Source organism: Nostoc sp. UHCC 0870 (assembly GCF_022063185.1).
Lineage (GTDB): Bacteria > Cyanobacteriota > Cyanobacteriia > Cyanobacteriales > Nostocaceae > Trichormus.
In genome coordinates this window covers 124,818-144,421 of sequence record NZ_CP091913.1, presented here as the reverse complement: position 1 = coordinate 144,421, position 19,604 = coordinate 124,818, and the positions used below count along the sequence as shown (strand labels likewise).

At 41.7% G+C, this 19,604-nt stretch carries 18 protein-coding genes; 8 read left to right on the top strand and 10 right to left on the bottom strand.

Annotation, left to right across the window (positions count from 1 at the left end; all coding sequences use genetic code 11):
• Window positions 1–192: 192 nt before the first annotated feature.
• A complete protein-coding gene (locus L6494_RS00610; RefSeq protein WP_237990967.1) occupies window positions 193–1,473 on the top strand; it encodes a DUF389 domain-containing protein in 1,281 nt (426 codons plus the stop codon).
• On the opposite strand, the gene L6494_RS00605 is transcribed toward L6494_RS00610, so the two are convergent.
• The gene (locus tag L6494_RS00605) at window positions 1,474–3,228 is read right to left on the bottom strand and encodes an ATP-binding protein (RefSeq protein WP_237995729.1); all 1,755 of its coding nucleotides are present in this window, start codon (window positions 3,226–3,228) and stop codon (window positions 1,474–1,476) included.
• A gap of 179 nt (window positions 3,229–3,407) precedes the next feature.
• Window positions 3,408–3,644, bottom strand: a complete 237-nt coding sequence (locus tag L6494_RS00600) for a hypothetical protein (RefSeq protein ID WP_190704826.1) — start codon at window positions 3,642–3,644, stop codon at window positions 3,408–3,410.
• 644 nt (window positions 3,645–4,288) lie between these two features.
• Between L6494_RS00600 and lepA the strand changes: the two genes are divergently transcribed.
• The 3 genes from lepA (at window position 4,289) to L6494_RS00585 (ending at window position 8,747) form a co-directional block, all read left to right on the top strand.
• The gene (lepA, locus tag L6494_RS00595; protein WP_237990966.1) at window positions 4,289–6,100 is read left to right on the top strand and encodes a translation elongation factor 4; all 1,812 of its coding nucleotides are present in this window, start codon (window positions 4,289–4,291) and stop codon (window positions 6,098–6,100) included.
• A gap of 311 nt (window positions 6,101–6,411) precedes the next feature.
• Window positions 6,412–7,599, top strand: coding sequence for a glycosyltransferase family 4 protein (locus L6494_RS00590; protein ID WP_237990965.1), 1,188 nt, complete (start codon window positions 6,412–6,414; stop codon window positions 7,597–7,599).
• 143 nt (window positions 7,600–7,742) lie between these two features.
• Complete coding sequence (locus L6494_RS00585) at window positions 7,743–8,747, top strand: cyanophycinase (protein WP_237990964.1); 1,005 nt, start codon at window positions 7,743–7,745, stop codon at window positions 8,745–8,747.
• Window position 8,748: 1 nt separating this feature from the next.
• Here the strand turns inward: L6494_RS00585 and L6494_RS00580 are convergent, their stop codons facing one another.
• The 4 genes from L6494_RS00580 to L6494_RS00565 form a co-directional block, all read right to left on the bottom strand.
• Window positions 8,749–9,900: a cysteine desulfurase family protein gene (locus tag L6494_RS00580; RefSeq protein WP_237990963.1), complete on the bottom strand. Its 1,152-nt coding sequence runs from the start codon at window positions 9,898–9,900 to the stop codon at window positions 8,749–8,751.
• Window positions 9,901–9,907: 7 nt separating this feature from the next.
• Window positions 9,908–10,387 (bottom strand): thioredoxin-dependent thiol peroxidase, encoded by a 480-nt coding sequence (gene bcp / locus L6494_RS00575; protein WP_237990962.1) that lies wholly within the window; start codon window positions 10,385–10,387, stop codon window positions 9,908–9,910.
• 161 nt (window positions 10,388–10,548) lie between these two features.
• Entirely contained in the window at window positions 10,549–12,519 is a 1,971-nt protein-coding gene (locus L6494_RS00570; protein WP_237990961.1) for a right-handed parallel beta-helix repeat-containing protein, read from the bottom strand.
• 128 nt (window positions 12,520–12,647) lie between these two features.
• Complete coding sequence (locus L6494_RS00565; protein WP_237990960.1) at window positions 12,648–13,571, bottom strand: nucleoside hydrolase; 924 nt, start codon at window positions 13,569–13,571, stop codon at window positions 12,648–12,650.
• An 18-nt stretch (window positions 13,572–13,589) separates the two neighbouring features.
• Between L6494_RS00565 and L6494_RS00560 the strand changes: the two genes are divergently transcribed.
• Entirely contained in the window at window positions 13,590–14,021 is a 432-nt protein-coding gene (locus L6494_RS00560; protein WP_237990959.1) for a nucleoside deaminase, read from the top strand.
• A gap of 13 nt (window positions 14,022–14,034) precedes the next feature.
• Here the strand turns inward: L6494_RS00560 and rbsK are convergent, their stop codons facing one another.
• Entirely contained in the window at window positions 14,035–14,967 is a 933-nt protein-coding gene (gene rbsK, locus L6494_RS00555; RefSeq protein WP_237990958.1) for a ribokinase, read from the bottom strand.
• 91 nt (window positions 14,968–15,058) lie between these two features.
• A complete protein-coding gene (locus L6494_RS00550) occupies window positions 15,059–15,247 on the bottom strand; it encodes a ribbon-helix-helix domain-containing protein (RefSeq protein ID WP_237990957.1) in 189 nt (62 codons plus the stop codon).
• Window positions 15,248–15,355: 108 nt separating this feature from the next.
• Here L6494_RS00550 and L6494_RS00545 point away from each other — a divergent pair, with 108 nt between their 5' ends.
• Window positions 15,356–15,994, top strand: coding sequence for a Uma2 family endonuclease (locus L6494_RS00545; protein ID WP_237990956.1), 639 nt, complete (start codon window positions 15,356–15,358; stop codon window positions 15,992–15,994).
• Window positions 15,995–16,078: 84 nt separating this feature from the next.
• Window positions 16,079–16,459, top strand: coding sequence for a calcium-binding protein (locus L6494_RS00540; protein WP_237990955.1), 381 nt, complete (start codon window positions 16,079–16,081; stop codon window positions 16,457–16,459).
• A 2-nt stretch (window positions 16,460–16,461) separates the two neighbouring features.
• Here the strand turns inward: L6494_RS00540 and L6494_RS00535 are convergent, their stop codons facing one another.
• On the bottom strand, window positions 16,462–17,022 hold the full coding sequence (locus L6494_RS00535; RefSeq protein WP_269139287.1) for a sugar O-acetyltransferase: 561 nt from the start codon (window positions 17,020–17,022) through the stop codon (window positions 16,462–16,464).
• A 101-nt stretch (window positions 17,023–17,123) separates the two neighbouring features.
• Between L6494_RS00535 and L6494_RS00530 the strand changes: the two genes are divergently transcribed.
• Entirely contained in the window at window positions 17,124–18,143 is a 1,020-nt protein-coding gene (locus L6494_RS00530; protein WP_237990953.1) for a tRNA-dihydrouridine synthase family protein, read from the top strand.
• Between the two features lie 27 nt (window positions 18,144–18,170).
• Here the strand turns inward: L6494_RS00530 and L6494_RS00525 are convergent, their stop codons facing one another.
• Window positions 18,171–19,469, bottom strand: a complete 1,299-nt coding sequence (locus tag L6494_RS00525) for a diguanylate cyclase domain-containing protein (protein ID WP_237990952.1) — start codon at window positions 19,467–19,469, stop codon at window positions 18,171–18,173.
• Between the last annotated feature and the right edge of the window lie 135 nt (window positions 19,470–19,604).

The window sequence follows — 19,604 nt, the reverse complement described above, 5'->3', positions numbered from 1 at the left end:
TAAGTAATTTTGCAGAATTGAATATTTAAATATTAGTGTGCCTTGGTTAACAACAAAGCTTCTCAAAGAAGGATTTTTAAGACAAAAGTGTTTATCTTGAGGAGTAATTACAAAGTAGTTGACTAAAAAATACTTCTCTAGCTAGAGAGCGATCGCACTGACACTGTGAGAACTTTACACTCAGGAGGATATATGCGACAACTAATCATCCAAGTTCCACAGGGGTTTGGTGGAGATGTTCTCGATATTGCTAAATCTCTGGAAGGGCAGAACCTCGCACAATTTGCAGCTAACAACGGTGACGAACCCATCGATGTGGTGATTGTTCATGTTTCCAATCGCCGAGTAGATCAGCTATTTGCTAAGTTGGAAGAACTCCCTAACGTTCATATTACTCTTCTTCCCTCTGGAGTAATGCCTTTGCGTCCACCTGCATCAGAAGCACCGGAACAAGTCAAAGATGTGGAAGAACGTAGCTCCATAGAAGTCTTTCTAGCAGGGTTACAAAGTGTCGGCTCTTGGCAGGGTTTTCTTGGTTATGCAGTATTAGCTGGGATAGTAGTTTGGATTGGCTTGTATACGAATACAGTTTTTTTGCTGGTAGCAGCCATGCTGATTGCCCCCTTTGCTGGCCCCGCCATGAATACAGCCATTGCTACCGCACGAGGTGATTGGCAATTACTCTGGCGTAGTCTTGTGCGTTATTTTTCAGCTTTAAGCGTGACGATTGTGACTACCTGGTTACTCAGCCTAATTCTGCAACAGGAAATTGCTACTAGTCTAATGATTGAACGTAGTCAGCTTTCAGCAGTAGCTGTATTTCTACCACTAGCAGCTGGTGCAGCAGGAGCTTTGAACTTGGTACAGTCAGAGCAAAATAGCTTAGTCTCAGGGGCTGCAACAGGTATGTTAGTTGCTGCTTCCCTCGCCCCACCAACAGGAATAGTAGGTATGGCTAGTGCAATTGGTCGCTGGGACATGGTGACTGATGGGATATTTTTGTTATTTCTGCAACTCTGCGGGATTAATTTATCAGCTTCTCTTTTATTTAGAAAGTTTGGGTTGTCTACTCAAGGAAGCCGCTACCAACGCGGCAACAAAAATATATTTCTTACTGCCTTAATTATCACTATCATTGCGCTTTCTATCCTTCTTTCCTGGCAGTTTATGAATTCTCCTAGTTTAGAACGCTCCACCATTGCCCAAAGAGCTAATTCTGAACTGCAAAAAGTAGTTAAACAGACGAATTTAGCCCAATTAGTTGAGTCTAATGTTCGCTTCACTCGTCCCAATATAGAAAGTCAAAATACATTACTTTGCGTTGTCTATGTGCAGCGTAGACAAGGAGTTACCGAATCTGCTGCGGCTATTCGTTCTCGTCTTACCCAAGCTATTCATCAACATTTACGCCAGGAAAACTTTAACTTCACACCTCTAGTAGATGTGATTGTGCTAGAGCAACCAGGAAACTGATCAAATACAATCTGATTCATTGTCAGTTGAAGACAGCATAACTGGTTGTTGATATAGAGGAACTGTGAAGGTGACAGTAGAACCAAGTCCTTCACCGAGACTGTAAAAATGTACTTCCCCACCCATAGTCTCTACTAGCTTCTGAGATATTGCCAGTCCCAAACCTGTCCCACCGTATTGGCGAGTACGCGAACCATCTACCTGTGAGAATAGTTGAAAGAGTTTGTCTTGTTGGTCTAGGGAAACACCAATACCTGTGTCTGCTACCCTAACTCTCACCATCCCAGGAAATTGCTGTTCTGGAAATTTCCCTTTGTGAACTACAATATCGGCACTAACGGTAATACCGCCTTCGTGGGTGAATTTGATGGCATTACCTGTTAAATTCAGCATAACTTGCAACAACCTCTGGTAATTGCCTTGAACTATTATGTCATCTGAAGTGGGAGGTAATTGCATCCTGAAGCTGAGGTTTTTTACTGCTGCTTGGGGACACATGAAGTTTTCAACATCAGCAAATAGCTCATCTAGCTTAACAGGAGCGCAAACTAGCTCCATTTTTCCGGCTTCGATTTTGGCTATATCTAAAATGTCGTTAATAATATTCAGCAGATGTAAAGATAGTTGGTGCGCTTCATCTAAAAACTGATTTCTTTCTTCAACATCGTCTGCCATACCTTCTAAAATCAGCTTTAAGAAACCAATCATACCGTTGAGAGGGGTACGAATTTCATGGGAGACGTTAGCGAGAAACTCACTCTTGAGACGGGAGGCTTCTTCGGCTTTTTGTCTGGCTGCTTCTAGTTCTTTGTATAAGGTAGCATGAGCGATCGCAGTTCCTAACTGATCTGCCACTTCTGTAGCTAGTTCTAATTCCCCATCTGTTAATGGGTAACATTCATCTGGCAGATTAATGGCAATTAAAGCATTGGCTTGGTCTTGATAGCAGGTAGCCACTACTAAAATTTTTTGTTGTGGGCAAAGATTATACCCTGGAACTTCCATGATCACAGGTTCTAAGGTTGTCAAGGCTTGAGCAAAGGCTGGTTCAGTATTAACATCTATTTCTAAACCCAGCATAGAAGGGCGTTCTGGTTGATGATACTCTGCTATTACCCGCACTTTGGAGCTAGAGGGCTGATAAGGGCAGATAATACACCGTTCTAGCTGCAATGCTTTGCCTAAACTATCAACTGTTTGTTGCCAGATTACATCTAAATCTAATGTCCGACGGATATTTCTGGTAATTTTATTGACTAGTTTTTGATGTTTTTGCGATCGCGAGTTGATGTCTATCTGTTCTGACGAATTAATTGCTACATTTACTTCCTGGGTATTGACTTTAACTTGTAATAACCTACCCGTTACCAAAACTGTAGTCGCATTAGTTCCCAGAGGCGGAATCATTGGACAAATTGCCAACTCCAACTCAAATAAATTGCGATCGCACTTAAACCAACATTGACACCTTTCGGGTACTAAACTAGTTAAAATACGATGCACTCTTTCCAAATAGGCAGCTTGATCTACGGGGATAAAGACTTCCTCACCATGACATTCATTGACTATGCTTTCGGGACTAAAACCCAAAATATCAGTTTTTTGCCAATAAAAAGACAGATAACGCCCTGTCCTATCCTGCGTATATACCAACTCAGCACCGAGGGTTGGTAGTAAGCCATCAGCTTTAGGGTTAGTAGATTCCAGATTTTGGGGAAATATGTTTGGCAATTCGGAGTTGGCAGTAATAATCATTACATCGAGTTGGATAGATAAATGGCAACTCAAAACAGTTTTACTTAAACTTGGCAAAGCTTGGCATAAAAATTTACAGCTTTTACACACTGAGTATTGCGTATTTTAGCTGTTCTGGAATCTAGATTGACCAACTTTACAATTTTCGGCTTGATTCTTTACAGCCTATTTATGAAATGTTAATCATTCCATTCTCCCCTGGGTGGAACAGGGATACGATGGGGGGTGCGTGTTAGTTCATCATCTCTGAGAATCTCACCCCGTAACCATTGGCGTATCGCTACTTCAATCACCTTGCTCGGATCATCAGTGAGATGCTGAATTTGCTCCAGTAAATCCGAGTCTAGGCGGACAGCGATTTCTACCTTATCGGCTGATATAGACTCCGCATCGGTAGCTCTTTCTTTCATATTCATAGGTTTATATACTCAGGAACGGTCTTTTCACCAGCTTTGTAAAGCAGTTGTATTCACTGTTCGGGTTGTTTACTGACAAAATATTAAAAGTTTATAGTTACATAGTTCCCCGAAATTTGATCAAACTAACAGCATCAGGTAGCAAGTGGCCATTTTCATAGCGGCTTTCAGACAATCGGCTGAAGTTTTGTCAGTAACTTAGAATATCAGGGCAATTACAGGCAGCAATTGACCATCATCTCTACACTATGTACTTACATATATTTATTGTACGCTTCAGGTTGATGAATACTAGCAGTGAAAAATGGACTTTATAGAGATTCTTAAAAAGTCTGTCGGGAATCTTTAAAAATGGGATCTGGGGAAAAATCAAGTCAAAAGTCAAAATTAAATAACTTCCCGTGGTTTATCAAGTTAGTTTTGACGGTTCGTAGTAAGGACTTTAGTCCTGACGACAAAAAAGCTTATCCCTCAATTCACATTTGATGACCTACTAGGGGGCGACGAGGTAGATTATGATTCCAATGCCCAATACCCAAGGACTATTGACTATATAACTAGCAGCGTCTTGGCAAAGAAAGCATTAAAATACATGAAGTAAATAACTTTTTAACCTTGGTTGCTGCTTCAGCAAAAATTAGTATATGACTGACGTTCCCGCAGCTCGCATTCGCAATTTCTGTATTATTGCCCACATTGACCACGGGAAATCCACCCTTGCCGATCGCCTTCTGCAAGCCACTGGCACAGTTGAAAATCGGCAAATGAAGGAACAGTTTCTCGACAACATGGATCTGGAACGGGAGCGCGGCATTACAATTAAGCTGCAAGCTGCCCGGATGAACTATCAAGCCAAAGATGGTCAGCATTATGTGCTGAACTTAATTGATACTCCCGGCCATGTGGATTTTTCTTATGAGGTGTCGCGCAGTTTGGTGGCGTGTGAGGGGGCTTTGTTGGTAGTAGATGCGTCCCAAGGTGTAGAGGCGCAAACCCTCGCTAATGTCTATTTAGCTCTCGAAAGCAATCTAGAAATTATCCCCGTTCTCAATAAAATCGACTTACCCGGAGCAGAACCAGATCGGGTAATCGGTGAGATTGAGGAAATTATCGGTCTAGATTGCAGTGGGGCAATTTTAGCCTCAGCGAAAGAGGGAATTGGGATTGATGAAATTCTGGAAACCATTGTAGAACGTGTGCCACCCCCACCAGATACCGTAAATGAACGCTTACGGGCGTTAATATTTGATAGCTACTATGATGCCTATCGGGGTGTCATAGTATACTTCCGGGTGATGGATGGGAGAGTGAAAAAAGGCGATCGCGTCTATCTCATGGCTTCAGAAAAAGAATACGAAATCGATGAGTTAGGTGTTCTCTCCCCCACCCAGAAGCAAGTCGATGAACTCCACGCCGGAGAAGTGGGTTACTTCGCCGCCGCCATTAAAGCTGTAGCTGATGCACGGGTGGGTGATACCATTACCCTAGCTAATGCCAAAGCTCTAGAAGCGTTACCGGGTTACGCAGAAGCTAACCCAATGGTATTTTGTGGGATGTTCCCCATTGATGCTGACCAATTTGAAGACTTGCGGGAGGCTTTAGAAAAGCTGCGGCTAAACGATGCGGCGTTAAAGTACGAACCAGAAACCTCCAGCGCGATGGGGTTTGGTTTCCGGTGTGGGTTCTTGGGTTTACTACACATGGAAATCGTTCAAGAACGCCTAGAGCGAGAGTACAACCTGGATTTAATTATTACAGCCCCCTCTGTGGTTTATAAGGTGATAACTATTAAGGGTGAAGAACTGTACATTGATAATCCTAGCCATTTACCTGCGCCCAACGATCGCGAACGCATCGAAGAACCCTACGTCAAAGTAGAAATGATTACACCAGAAATCTACGTTGGTACTTTGATGGAGTTGTCCCAAAATCGGCGGGGTGTATTCAAAGATATGAAATACCTCACCCAAGGACGCACCACCTTGACTTATGAGTTACCTTTGGCGGAAGTCGTCACCGACTTTTTTGACCAAATGAAATCGCGATCGCGTGGTTATGCCAGCATGGAATATCATGTGATTGGCTACCGCGAAAATCCCTTGGTGAAGTTGGATATCATGATTAACGGTGATCCTGTGGACTCCTTGGCGATGATTGTCCACCGCGACAAAGCCTATAACATGGGACGGTCAATGGCGGAAAAACTTAAAGAACTAATTCCCCGTCACCAATTCAAAGTACCCATTCAAGCATCCATTGGTAGTAAAGTAATTGCCAGTGAACACATCCCCGCCTTACGGAAAGATGTACTCGCCAAATGCTACGGCGGTGACATTAGCCGGAAGAAAAAACTCCTCCAGAAACAGGCTAAAGGTAAAAAACGGATGAAATCTGTGGGAACAGTCGATGTACCCCAGGAAGCTTTTATGGCTGTGCTGCGTTTAGATCAAACTTGAAGAAGGTGACAGGTGACAGGTTACAGGTGACAGTTTGGTTTTTGATAGGGGTTTAATCCTGATAGAGAACAGGAGATAGGAAACAGGAAATATTCTGTTCCCTGTCTCCTTTTACCTATAGTGAGGGGTGAGATACTTTATTTCACTTGAGCGCGGATCAGCTAATCTAAGAAGTTTCATCAAGATTGATAATTTTTGATCGGCTTTATCCACATAACTGAGAAAAAATCAGAAAATTTTAGTAAATTTACTTACTATAGTTACCACTCTCATACTTTTAAATCTTTATAAAGCATTGGGGAGTCTAGTTCATGAAGATACTGGTACTAAGTTGGGAGTTTCCACCGAGGATAGTTGGCGGTATTGCGCGTCATGTGGCTGAGTTGTACCCCGAACTCGTCAAACTAGGCCATGAAATCCACTTAATTACAGTAGATGTTGGTCATGCTTCGATGTATGAGGTGGTAGAGGGTATTCATGTACATCGAGTCCCAGTTTCCCATAGTAATGACTTTTTTCACTGGGTGGTCAACCTCAATCAAAGCATGGGACATCATGGTGGGAAGTTAATTCTAGAGGAAGGTAACTTTGATTTAATCCATGCCCATGATTGGCTAGTTGGGGATGCAGCGATCGCTCTCAAGCATACCTTTAAAATTCCCCTGATTGCTACCATTCACGCCACTGAGTACGGGCGTTACAACGGCATTCATAACGATATTCAAAACTATATTCACAGCAAAGAGAACTTACTGGCTTTCAATGCTTGGCGAATTATCGTCTGTACCGATTATATGCGCCACGAGGTAGCGCGAGCCTTGGAAAGTCCTCTGGATAAAATCGATGTGATTTATAACGGTATCCGACCTGAAAAGAAAAAACATCACGAAGATTTTCACGCCCAAGATTTTCGCCGTCAATTTGCTGAAGACCATGAAAAAATTGTCTACTACGTAGGACGCATGACCTATGAAAAAGGCGTATCAGTTTTAATCAATGCAGCCCCCAAGGTGTTGTGGGAAATGGGGGGTTATGTCAAGTTTGTGATTGTTGGGGGAGGTAACACCGACAATCTCAAACGCCAAGCTTGGGACTTGGGTATTTGGGACAAATGCTATTTTACTGGTTTTCTTTCCGATGAATATTTAGATAAATTCCAAACTGTAGCTGATTGTGCTGTTTTTCCCAGCCTTTATGAACCCTTTGGGATTGTCGCTTTAGAAAGTTTTGCTTCACGAGTTCCTGTAGTAGTATCAGATACAGGCGGCTTACCAGAGGTAGTACAACATACCAAAACTGGAGTTGTTACCTGGGTAAATGATTCCGATTCTCTGGCCTGGGGAATTTTGGAAGTGTTGCGAAATCCCGGTTATAGCCAATGGTTAGTCGATAATGCTTATGAAGATTTAGAACGCCGCTTTAGCTGGCCGAAATTAGCTAAACAAACTGATGCTGTTTATAACCGAGTAGTAGAGGAGCGATCGCAAATTGATTGGTAACAAAACGCAGCCTCAGCCAAAGCATCAATGTTTATTTTGGACTATTTTGAGCTAAAAAACAACACCAGCCTTGTACGGTGGGAATTTTGCCCTTGGGAGTGCGAAATTAAGCAATAGTTGCAGTTTGCTCTAGAAGGTTTAGTATGACAAGGGCATTCCCAAGTATAGCAAGGTTCTTGAAAACCGTAGGAACTATGTTGTTGAGGGTGATAACCCGTCTTACAGCATACCTAAGATTCGATTTTGATAGCAATACTGCTGAGATTCTGCCCCCATTAGCTGGCCCTGTATTTAACTTGGGTGGCGGTGGGCCTGATGTAGAAGCAGCTATCCAGTGGATGATTAACCAAGTCAGAGGCGGTGCTAACTCTGTCCAGAAAATTAATGTTGTTGTTATCCGCACCTATGGTAGTCATGACTACAATCGCCTAATTTCTGAAATGAAAGGCGTGAACTCTGTGGACACGCTGATAGTTAGCAATCGACAAGACGCAAACAGAGGTGAAATTGTCCAAAAAATCAGAAATGCTGGAGTAATTTTCTTTGCTGGCGGTGATCAATGCCAATACATCCGTAGTTGGAAAAATACCCAACTAGAAGCTGCTGTCCAGTCAGTTTATCAAAGAGGTGGTGGGATTGGTGGCACTAGTGCCGGGTCAATGATTTTAAGTGATTTCATCTATGATGCTTGTGCTTGTGAAGACCCAATTGAAACTAAGGATGCCCTAGAAGATCCTTACGAGAATATTACCTTTACCTACAACTTTTTCCGATGGCATCATTTGCAGGGAACTATCATTGATACTCACTTCAATAGTCGTAAACGCATGGGGCGCATTATGGCGTTTATTGCACGACAAATTCAAGACGGTGTTTCTAGTAGTGCGTTAGGTATCGCTGTGAGTGAGGAGACATCAGTAGTTGTAGATAAATATGGTAAAGCGAAAGTAATGGGGAGGAATGCAGCGTATTTTGTTTTAGGAGATCATCCACCAGAGATATGCAAACCCCGAACACCATTGACATATTACGACTACAAAATTTGGCGTGTTTCTAATGGTGACACCTTTGACCTGAATAACCCGCCCAGTAGGGGCTATTATTTCAGGAGTGTGAAGCGGGGTAGGTTTGATTCTGATCCTTATTAAGTCAATGACGTAAACTTTGAATGGTAGCGATCGCGTGTTTCGCTACTATATCAATTTCTGTTGGCGTATTAAACCTACCTATCCCAAAGCGAACTGAGGCATAAGCTAATTTTTCTGAATGTCCCAAGGCGGTGAGGACGTGGGAAGGTGTAGTTTTTGTAGATGTACAAGCTGAACCAGAAGATACGGCCATGACAGGCTGTAACCCCAACGACAGTGCAGCACCATCGACTCCCTCAATGCTAATATTCAAGTTTCCGGCTAATCGCTGGGTGGGATGTCCGTTAAGATAAATCCCTTCCAACTCCAAAAGCTGATTCCACAAACTTTGTCTTAACTGGGTGAGGCGTTGGTTTTCTGTCTCTTGTTCTGCTAAAGCAATTTCTACCGCTTTGCCAAAACCAACAATTTGCGGTGTGTACAAAGTCCCAGAACGCATTCCCCGTTCATGTCCTCCCCCATGCTGCTGGGGTGCAAGTTGGACTCTGGGGTTGCGTCTACGGACATACAATGCACCAATCCCCTTTGGCCCGTAAACTTTATGGGCTGTCAGAGACATTAAATCTATGTGCATTGCTTGCACATCTAGGGGAATTTTACCAATAGCTTGGGCTGCATCTGTATGGAAAATAATCTGACGTTCGTGACATATTTTCCCAATTTCAGCTATTGGTTGCAACACCCCAATTTCATTATTAGCCGCCATCACCGATACTAAAATTGTTTCAGGACGCAACGCCTTTTCCAATTCTGTTAAATCTATTAATCCATTGGCTTGAACTGGCAAGATAGTAATATCAAACCCAAGGGTTTTTAAATATTCACAAGGGTCAAGCACTGCATTATGTTCAGTTACTACAGTAATAATATGTTGACCTTTTTGAAAATAAGCTTCAGCAACACCTTTAATTGCTAAATTATTGGCTTCCGTTGCACCGCTAGTAAACACAATTTCTTCTGGTGTAGCGTTAATTGCTGCGGCTAATATTTCCCGCGCTTGTTTAACAGCAGCTTCTGTTTCCCAGCCGTAAATGTGACTAATACTAGCTGGATTACCAAATTTTTCTGTAAAGTAGGGTAGCATCGCTGCTAATACCCGTTCATCTACAGGGGTGGTAGCATGACAATCAAGATATATAGGACGATTATACATAGTTAGTTTAATTAGCCGCTAATTCCTGCAATTTATTTAACACTGTTTGGGCATGACCTTTGACCTTAACATTTGGCCAAGCATAGGCAATAATTTGATCAGGTGAAATTAAAAAAGTGGAACGTGCTACACCCATATATTCTTTGCCCATAAACTTCTTTAAACGCCAAGCACCATAAGCTTCAATCAATTGATGTTCTGGGTCACTTAATAATGTAATAGACAAGTTATGTTTATCAATAAATTTGCAATGGACTTTACCTAAATCTGGACTTACCCCTAAAATTTTTGCTCCTAATTCACTAAATTTCTGATGCAATGCTGTAAAATCTGTTGCTTCTGTTGTGCATCCAGGAGTATCATCTTTAGGGTAAAAATAAATCACAACCCATTGAGAGTTTAAATCATTAAGACTGACAATATCGCCATTGTGGTCTGGGCTAGAAAAATCAGGTGCTGGTTGTCCGATTTGGGGAATATCGTTCATAAAAATACTACTGTTATGGCTTTTCCTAATCACATGAGCTATATCATAGCCCCCTCATTGCTTGCTCTTAGAGGGTTGGGGGTGGGGTTCTTGTACCTCACTAAAGCGAGAACCGCTATAGAAAGGCAATAGTAATTATAACTAAGAATTACGAATTAAAATTATTCCTGATTATCACTCCGTTGTGCTTGAGAAGTATCATCAATTTCAAACACCCCTCGCACATTACCTGTTAAATCAGAGTTTTCAACTGTACCTATAGCTTGGTTATGGATATATATAGCATATTCTTGATTCCGATTAATTTTGCAATCTCTAATTACAACATTGCTACCATTTCTAATTTCTATACCAGATAAAGTATTATTAAATATATTGCATTCTTTAATCGTTCCTAGCCCATTATTATCTACTAAAATACCACCACCTCTACCATCCCGAATTTCCGATTTTTCGATTAAAGGATTGCCATTTTTACGTATTTCTATACCTGCACCTAATGTTGTATTGAAAATTTCGCAATTGCTGATATTTCCTTTACCATTTTTATCGATGAGAATACCACCATCGCGGATTCTGCAACCTTGAACTGTGGGGTTTCCACCTTCTTGGATGGTGACACCTGATAAAGCAGAATTAAAAAAATAACAGTCTTCTATAGTTCCTTGACCATTATCATAAACAAATACACCACTAGCTTTACTGTCATGGATTTCGCATTGACGGATAATAGGGTTAGCCGTGGGATTATGAATAGCTACACAAGCCAAAGAATCAGAGGTAATATTGCAATTTTCTAAAACTAATTGTCCTTGAGGAATATCCACAGCATAGAATTTTTTGTTATTCTTACCAGCCGTACAGCGCAGCGTCAAACCACTAACCTTAGCATAGTCAGATTTCATCAGAATGCAATCTGAATTTTGACTTTCAATCACAATATCTGCGGTAGAACCTTCACCCATAATTTCTAGTGGTTTGTTAATCACCAAACCTTCTAAATATAACCCAGGCTGTACAACAATACGTGTGTTTGCTTGGGCATTTTCAATGGCTTCAGCAATAGTTGTATAGTCACTACCTGCTAATTTAGAAACAGTAATAGTTGATTTATTTTTAGGAAGAACTGTATATAAAAGTGCTGACCCCAGTAATCCGATTCCACCAAAACCAAACACCTTTACTAAACGCCGCCTGGGAATTTTTGGCGGGTCAGTAATCACAGGTGGGTGTAAAACTTTGTCAATTTCTGCCAATTTTTGCAAAATTAGCTGAGTATTTTGAGGGCGTTGATTAGGTAAACGCGCCATCATTTGGTCTAGTAAATCTGCAAACTGCGGTAATATATTTGTGTGGTCACGCCAGCGCAATTCATCACTGTAACCATCATAAATTAGTGAGTTAGTTGGTTCTTTTCCAGTCAGCAAATAAACAAAAGTCCGACCTAAAGCAAAAAAATCCGATTGTTGCACAGCCTGACCATTAATTTGCTCTGATGGTGTATAACCTGCGGAAATTACGCCTGTAACTTGTCCAATAGATTGCTTGGCAATGTAGGTTTGGGTAATTGACCTAGCTGTACCAAAGTCAATTAATGCTAAACGACCATCTGCCCGTAGCATAATGTTAGATGGTTTAATATCCCGGTGAAATAGACCCTGTTGGTGAACTTGCTGAAGAATTATGACTGCTTCTTTCAGCCATTGAAGGGCTAATTTTTGGTCAATGGGTCGATATTCTCTTTGGGTTAAATACGCGCCTAAATCTAATCCTTCGATTTTTTCCATTACTAGGCAGTGTAATGGCTCTTGGCTATTCCTAGGAAAATAGATAAAGTAACCATTGGCTTCGACCCTAGGGATACCAGGATGATTGAGGTGAGTTAAGACCTCTGCTTCCCTTTGAAATAACTCGATCGCTTTTGGATGATGATTAGTTAAAATCTTGAGGACTTTAGTTGTTTGAGTGCGTGCGTCATGGACAACAAAAGTTTTACCAAAGCCACCCCAGCCTAGAACACTTACTACTCGATAACATCCTTCTAAGAGTAACTCTGAACCACAAGCTTGACAAAATAGGAGATTGTCAGGATTCTGTGGATTGGTGCATCGGGGGTTTATGCAGAGGCTCATGGCTTCGGCAGGTAACGTTTTTATCTGATTAGTTTAGCTTTTCTGAGGTACTTCACAAATAAAGTTTGTATTAAAAGCAATATTTAGGGGAGAGTGGTGAGTACATCCGTCAAGTTAAAGGTCAAAAGTTACCTTGCCCACTGGTGCAAAATGTAGGCGTAAAAAGCATCTTTATCTACTTCATCCATCGCTAAAATCTTTCGCCCACCAGGGACAACTCTAGTACGCCCCTGACTAATACCAGTGGTAATAATTTCCGTTTCCCACTCACGCAATTGATAAAATTCTGGGTGTCCTAAATAAGCGGTTGCTAACACATCCCAGAAATAATAATCTTGGGGTATGACTAAGGCATAACATTGTCCTGCTAAATCAGAAATAGGGTAGTGGCGTTGTCTCCCCATTTTCTGGACTAAATCTGATGTCATCGGCACATTGTTGGTTAAATCCAAAGGACACATAATAATTTCAATTTGGGTTTCCCATACCCGCGCCGCAGAAATTGCATCCCAATAAACATTCCATTCAGCAGAACCATCTTGTCCAGATTCTAGGCTTTTTTCGACATTACCAGGAACATTCAAAGCACCCCCCATCCAGACAATTTTCTTGATTTTGGCTGCAATATCTGGTGCTTGATCTAAAGCTACAGCTACCGTTGTCAGAGGCCCAGTCACCATGAGAGTTACTGGTTCTGATGCTTCACGCAAGACTTGCACCATAAAATCTTGACCTGTTTCTGCAACCAAAGGCGTTTTGATAGTTTCGTTTTGGTTGAGAATGGGCAGATGGTCAACAATAAACGAATCACGGCGATATAAGCGAGGAAAAGGATTAATTCCGCGAACTGTGCTTTCTGCAACTGGTATGTGAGAGAATCCCATCAAATCAATAATTTTACGTGTAGCACTAACGGCTGGCTGCACATAACAATCAGCAGGTGTGACTACAACGCCTAGAAGTTCAATATGATCCATTGTCAACAGCAGCATAGTCGCTAGATAATCGTCTACACCGCCATCATGATCCATTAATACCAGTTGTTTGTTCATATTAGGAGACAAGAAAGTATGGATGAATTTATGCAAGCTGCGATTCAAGAAGCAAAACAAGGCAGACAAGAAGGGGGAATTCCGATTGGTTCTGTTCTTGTCAAAGACGGTAAGATTCTCGGTAGGGGACACAATAAACGTGTGCAAGATGGTGATCCTGTTACCCATGCCGAAATCGATTGTCTCCGCAATGCCGGTAGAATTGGCACTTACAGAGGTACAACATTATATTCAACCCTAATGCCGTGTTATTTATGCGCTGGGGCTGTCGTGCAGTTTGGGATAAAAAAAGTGATTGCTGGAGAATCCAGAACTTTTCCCGGTGCGAAAGAGTTTATGGTGTCCCACGGGGTAGAAGTAATTGATCTAAATCTGAATGAATGCGAACAGATGATGAGTGATTTTATTACTAAAAACCCTGAGTTATGGAATGAGGATATTGGGAATTAGGCATTAGGTATCATCAGTTATTAGTTACTCCCCGTTCCTTCAAAAAGGCATCAAATGTAAACTTATCAGGTAAAGAAGTTTGTGCGCCTAATGTTGTAGCGGCTAAAGCACCTGCTGCTGTACCCCAGACAACAGCCTGACGTAAAGAAAGTCCGTGATAAAGTGCGGCGGCTAAACCGCCATTAAAGGCATCACCAGCCGCTACGGTATCAACTGCGTCAACTGGGAATGCTGGAACAAAAAAAGTTTCTTCAGGGGTGGCGCAGATAGAACCTTTCGCGCCTAATTTAACGATCGCACTTTTCACTCCCCTTTGCAATAACACCTCGGCAGCTTTGGCGGCTGCTTCCTCACCATCTACAGGAAAACCCACTAATTGTCCGGCTTCTACTTCATTGGGTGTAATAATATCTACCAAGGGATAAAGTTCTGCTGGTAAATCAGATTGTGCTGGGGCAGGATCTAAAATTACTGGAATATTGGCATTGTGTGCGGCTTTGGCGGCTGCTACCACCGCAGTAATCGGAATTTCTAGTTGTAAAAGTAGTGCTTTAGCTGTTGGTAATAGCTGGGATAATCGCCCTACATCTTCTTGATTGACGTGTCCATTAGCACCAGGAATGACAATGATGTGATTTTCACCGTGATGATCTACAGTGATGATTGCTACTCCTGAACTGACGTTTTCATCGGCGAAGATATTTTGAGTTTTTACACCAGTATCTTGCAAATGTTGAACTAGTTCTGCACCAAAACTGTTTGCGCCTACACGTCCTACCATGTGGGTAGGAATTCCCAGCCGCGCCAGTGCTACTGCTTGGTTTGCACCTTTACCGCCAGGAATTTTAAAAAATTCTTCTCCGGTTAATGTTTCACCAGCAACAGGCAATCGAGGAGCTGTTACTACTAAGTCTATATTGATGCTGCCGAAGACGATAATACTCATAAAAATTAGTATAGAGTTTAGGCGATCGCTTCAGTATATGAAAGGTGACAGGTGACAGGTGACAGGGGTAATAAATCGCGTCTCTACAAGTTCAGGTATCTACGCTTTCCCACCCTAATGCCAATTCATCGACTACAGAACAAGCAATTGCCAATGCTTCATCTTCTTTTTGCTGCTGCCATTGCTTTAAAAGAGTTTCAATCAAAGCACTGCGATTTTTAACTTTTCCGTCAATGTAAGTTAATAATTCATCTGGCAATGAGATAGAGATTTTAGCCATATGCTACCTCTAGTCATACTATAAGTAGTATAAACTAAACTGTAGATTGTCTTGCTAACCTCCAGGCAATTTGTTGATATCTTGGTAGAAAAACTGAGGTTAAGTCCTATGGTGACTACAGTACCCAGCAATTCCCAACGGGTTATGCTGCCCAATATTAGCTGGCAGACCTTTGAAACTATACTGGCAGAAATGGGAGATCATCGTGCTGCGCGGCTGGCTTATGATCAGGGAACGCTGGAAATTATGACTCCTTTAATGCCCCATGAGCATAACAATAGATTATTAGAACATCTAGTTTTTGTTTTAGCGGAGGTACTCAACCTCAATATCAAAAGCATTGGTTCAACAACTTGCAAACGTCCAGATTTACTGCGGGGGGTAGAACCAGATTCAGCTTTTTATCTGCAAAATGAACCTGTGATGCGGCAAAAACGGCATCTTGACTTGATGCAAGATCCCCCTCCAGATTTAGTAATCGAGGTAGACTACACCAGCGCGTCGATTGAAAGACTACCTATTTATATGGCTTTGGGTGTTCCAGAGGTTTGGCGGTATGACGAACCGATAATGCAAATTTATCAGTTACGTGGTGGTGTCTATGTCCCTTGTGATGTCTCCCCAACTTTTGCCAATCTCCCCCTAACAACTGAAATTCCTCGATTTTTAGCAGAAAGTCTGAACATGGGTGAAATTCCCATGATTAGGTCATTCCGTAATTGGGTAAGCCAGAAAATACAAAATTGATCTTCACTGATGCTTAAGGCTTCTCGACAGTCATTGCCAAAACGATTAATATATCAAACTGTATAATGATCAGGCTGGGTTTTTATGGCTAGTGTAGAACGCGACGAAACCAGGGAAAATCGCATTGAACAAGAAATTATTGTTGATGCGGAGGATAAAGAAGATCGGGCAATGGGTTGGTATTATTACCTAGATGATACTTTGGAGTTTCCCTTTATGGGTAAGTGGAAGAAGAAGTCACGGAAAACTTCTACCATTGAGGAGAAGCCAGTAGAAGTTTTGGGAATGGCCCCAGAGGATGATTGTTTAAAAGATATGTATGTGGAAGTTGCTTATATTGGGGGTAAGGAGGATGATATACATTCTGCCAAACTGTCTGACATAGAAGCAATTGACGCAGATGATGACACTCAAGAAGCGATCGCAGATTGGATGTATTGGCTAGCTAGAGGCTACAAGTTTTAATTTTAAGGTAAATACCGCACTATCCGGCAAGGATTACCCACGGCAACAACTTTTGCTGGTATATCTTTCACAACTACACTACCAGCACCAATTGTAGTATTGTCCCCAATGGTGACTCCTGGGCAAATAATTGCACCACCACCAATCCAAACATTATCACCAATTTTAATGGGGGCTGCTAATTCTCTCCCAGTCAGCCGAATTTCTGGTTCTGTGGGATGGTAAGCCGCATAAATCTGGACGTAGGGAGCTAACAAGACATTTTCACCAATTTCGACTTGATTACAGTCTAAAATTACACAACCATAATTCATGTACGCACCATTGCCTACGGAAATATGACTACCATAGTCACAATGAAATGGCGGTACTATGGTGATTTTTTCTCCAACCTTACTAAACAGTTCTTTTAAAATTTGCTGGCGTTGTTGTGGTTGTTCTACTGTGGTTGCATTATACATTTGTAGGAGGCGACTAGCCCGCTTTTGATCAGCAACTAATTCTGGATCATCTGCTAAATATAGTTCGCCTGCTAGCATTTTTTGTTTTTCTGTTTTTTCGATCATATATTTTTAAGCAATTGCGAATTGCGTTAGCGAAGCGGGGCGTTAGCCCATTGCGAATTGCGAATTGGTATTATGCTTTCTTGAACGCTGTAATCTCTATGTCCCAGGTATCGCTCCCCCAATTGCTCCAAAAAGACTTACCCTTTACCGCTCTTGCACCCATGCAGGATGTGACAAACCTCTGGTTTATGAAAATCATTGCCCACTACGGTAGTCCTGACTACTTCTTCACCGAATATTTTCGTGTGAATGATACCTCAAGGCTCAATCGTAGCATTCTGGCAGCAATCACCGAAAACGATACCGGCCGCCCTGTTTTTGCTCAAATGATTGGCGAAAGCATTCCCGATTTAGTCAGAACAGCAAAAGAACTCTGTCGCTATAATATCGCTGGAGTTGACTTAAACATGGGCTGTCCAGCACCAAGAATCTATCGCAAAAATGTTGGGGGTGGATTGCTACTCTCACCAGAAAAAGTGAATCGGATTTTGGGAGAATTACGGCAAGCAGTGAACGATCGCCCTTTAACTGTCAAGATGCGCGTAGGCTTTGAAAATACAGATACTTTTTATGAAATATTAGATATAGTCAATCGCCACAGCATTGATTTACTAAGTGTGCATGGTCGCACGGTGAAAGATATGTACCACGGGGTAGTCAAATATGATTTGATTGCGGAAGCAGTCAGACGGGTTGATTGTCCAGTGCTTGCTAATGGTAATATTTACTCGGCGACAACTGCCCTGGAAGTGCTGGCTCAAACGGGGGCGGCGGGTGTGATGGTGGGACGTTGGGCGATCGGGAATCCTTGGCTTTTTAATCAAATTCGCCAGGCTTTGCGCTTTGAGCCAATTACACCTGTCCCTTTAGTAGAGGTACGCAAATATATTGATCGTTTATGGCAAACTCCCACAGCCTCAACTATGCTAGAGCGATCGCGGGTAGGCTACCTGAAAATGTTCCTTAACTATATTGCTCTGAGTGTTGATGCTGAAGGTCAGTTTCTGCGATTGATGCGACGGACGCAGACGGAGTTAGAAATGTTTAACCTCTGCGATCGCTTTCTCCTGGCTGAAGGAACGAAAAATTTAGCCTTATCACCCTATTCAGGCGTATAATTATGCACATTGATATGTATAGCACTACTAACGATTGGCAGCTTCATGAAATACATCATAACGAGCTTTTCCTTGCTGTTTGGCACGGTACATGGCATGATCAGCAGCCCTGAGTATACTTTCTGCTTCCTCAGTGCCACCATGATTTAAAGTAATACCAATGCTAGCTGTTGTATATATTTGATGACCGTTGAGATTAAGCGGTAAACCCAGGGTATCTTGAATGCGTTTAGCGACGTTGATAGCGTCATTGATGTCTTTAATATCTTCCAACAACACAGCAAATTCATCGCCACCAAATCGCCCTACAGTATCCCCACTGCGAACACAGGATTCTAAGCGTCTAGCGATCGCTACTAAAAAATCATCGCCCATACCGTGACCAAAGCGATCGTTAATGCCCTTGAAACCATCTAAATCTAGAAACAGCACTGCAAAACGATAATCGCTGCGGCGTTTGCTACGTTCAACGGCTTGTTTGAGGCGATCTAAAAATAAAACTCGATTGGGTAGTGCTGTCAGTCCATCATAAATAGCATTGCGGAGTAGTTGTATTTCCGTGAGCTTGCGTTGAGTAATGTCTTGAAGAAGCAACACTGCACCAGTAATACTACCATCGCGATCGTGGATAGGTGCAATATTATCTCCAACTGGGATTTCCTGACCTTCTTTAGCAATCAGTATACAGTTTTCTGGTAAATTCACCACTTCACCAGCTTGGATTGACTGTTTCGCTAAATTCTTTATCAATTCGTCCATATCCTGATCAACTAAACTCAAAACTTCCGTAAAATCCTTACCCACAGCTTCGTTTTGTTGCCAACCTGTGAGTTTTTCTGCTATTGGATTCATCATTTGAATACAACCATCAGTCAGGGTGACAACTACCCCACAACCCATGCTGTTAATAATTGCCTCCATTTTTTGTTTTTCTATTTGTAATTTTCTGTGGCTTTGATATCTCTCTACAGCCATTTCCACAGAAAGATGTAAGTCTGTTTCTCTGATAGGCTTCAAAATATAACTGAAAGGTTGACTTAATTGATGTTTATGTAATTGGATATATTGCGAATACTCGGTTATATATAATACTGGTGTATGAAAATTATTTTGGATAATATCTACTACCTGTATACCATTAATTTCTCTTGACAAGCAGATATCAAATAATACTAAATTAGGGTGATGATCTGCTACATTTTTAATTGCCTTTTCAGCCGAATCTGTAATCTCTAGAACATTATGTCCTAACTTTTGTAAACTATGTTTAATATTGAATGCTAGGAGTCTTTCATCCTCAACAACTAGGATTTTGCGGGGGTGCATATTAAAATCACCTATCTGCTAAGGCTCAGATATTGTTGTTCAGTCAACTCTATCTGAAAGTGAATAATTATATGATAGTCAATCTCTAAAATATCGGTGTAATTGCTTGACTAAACTATGGAATCATTTTGGAAG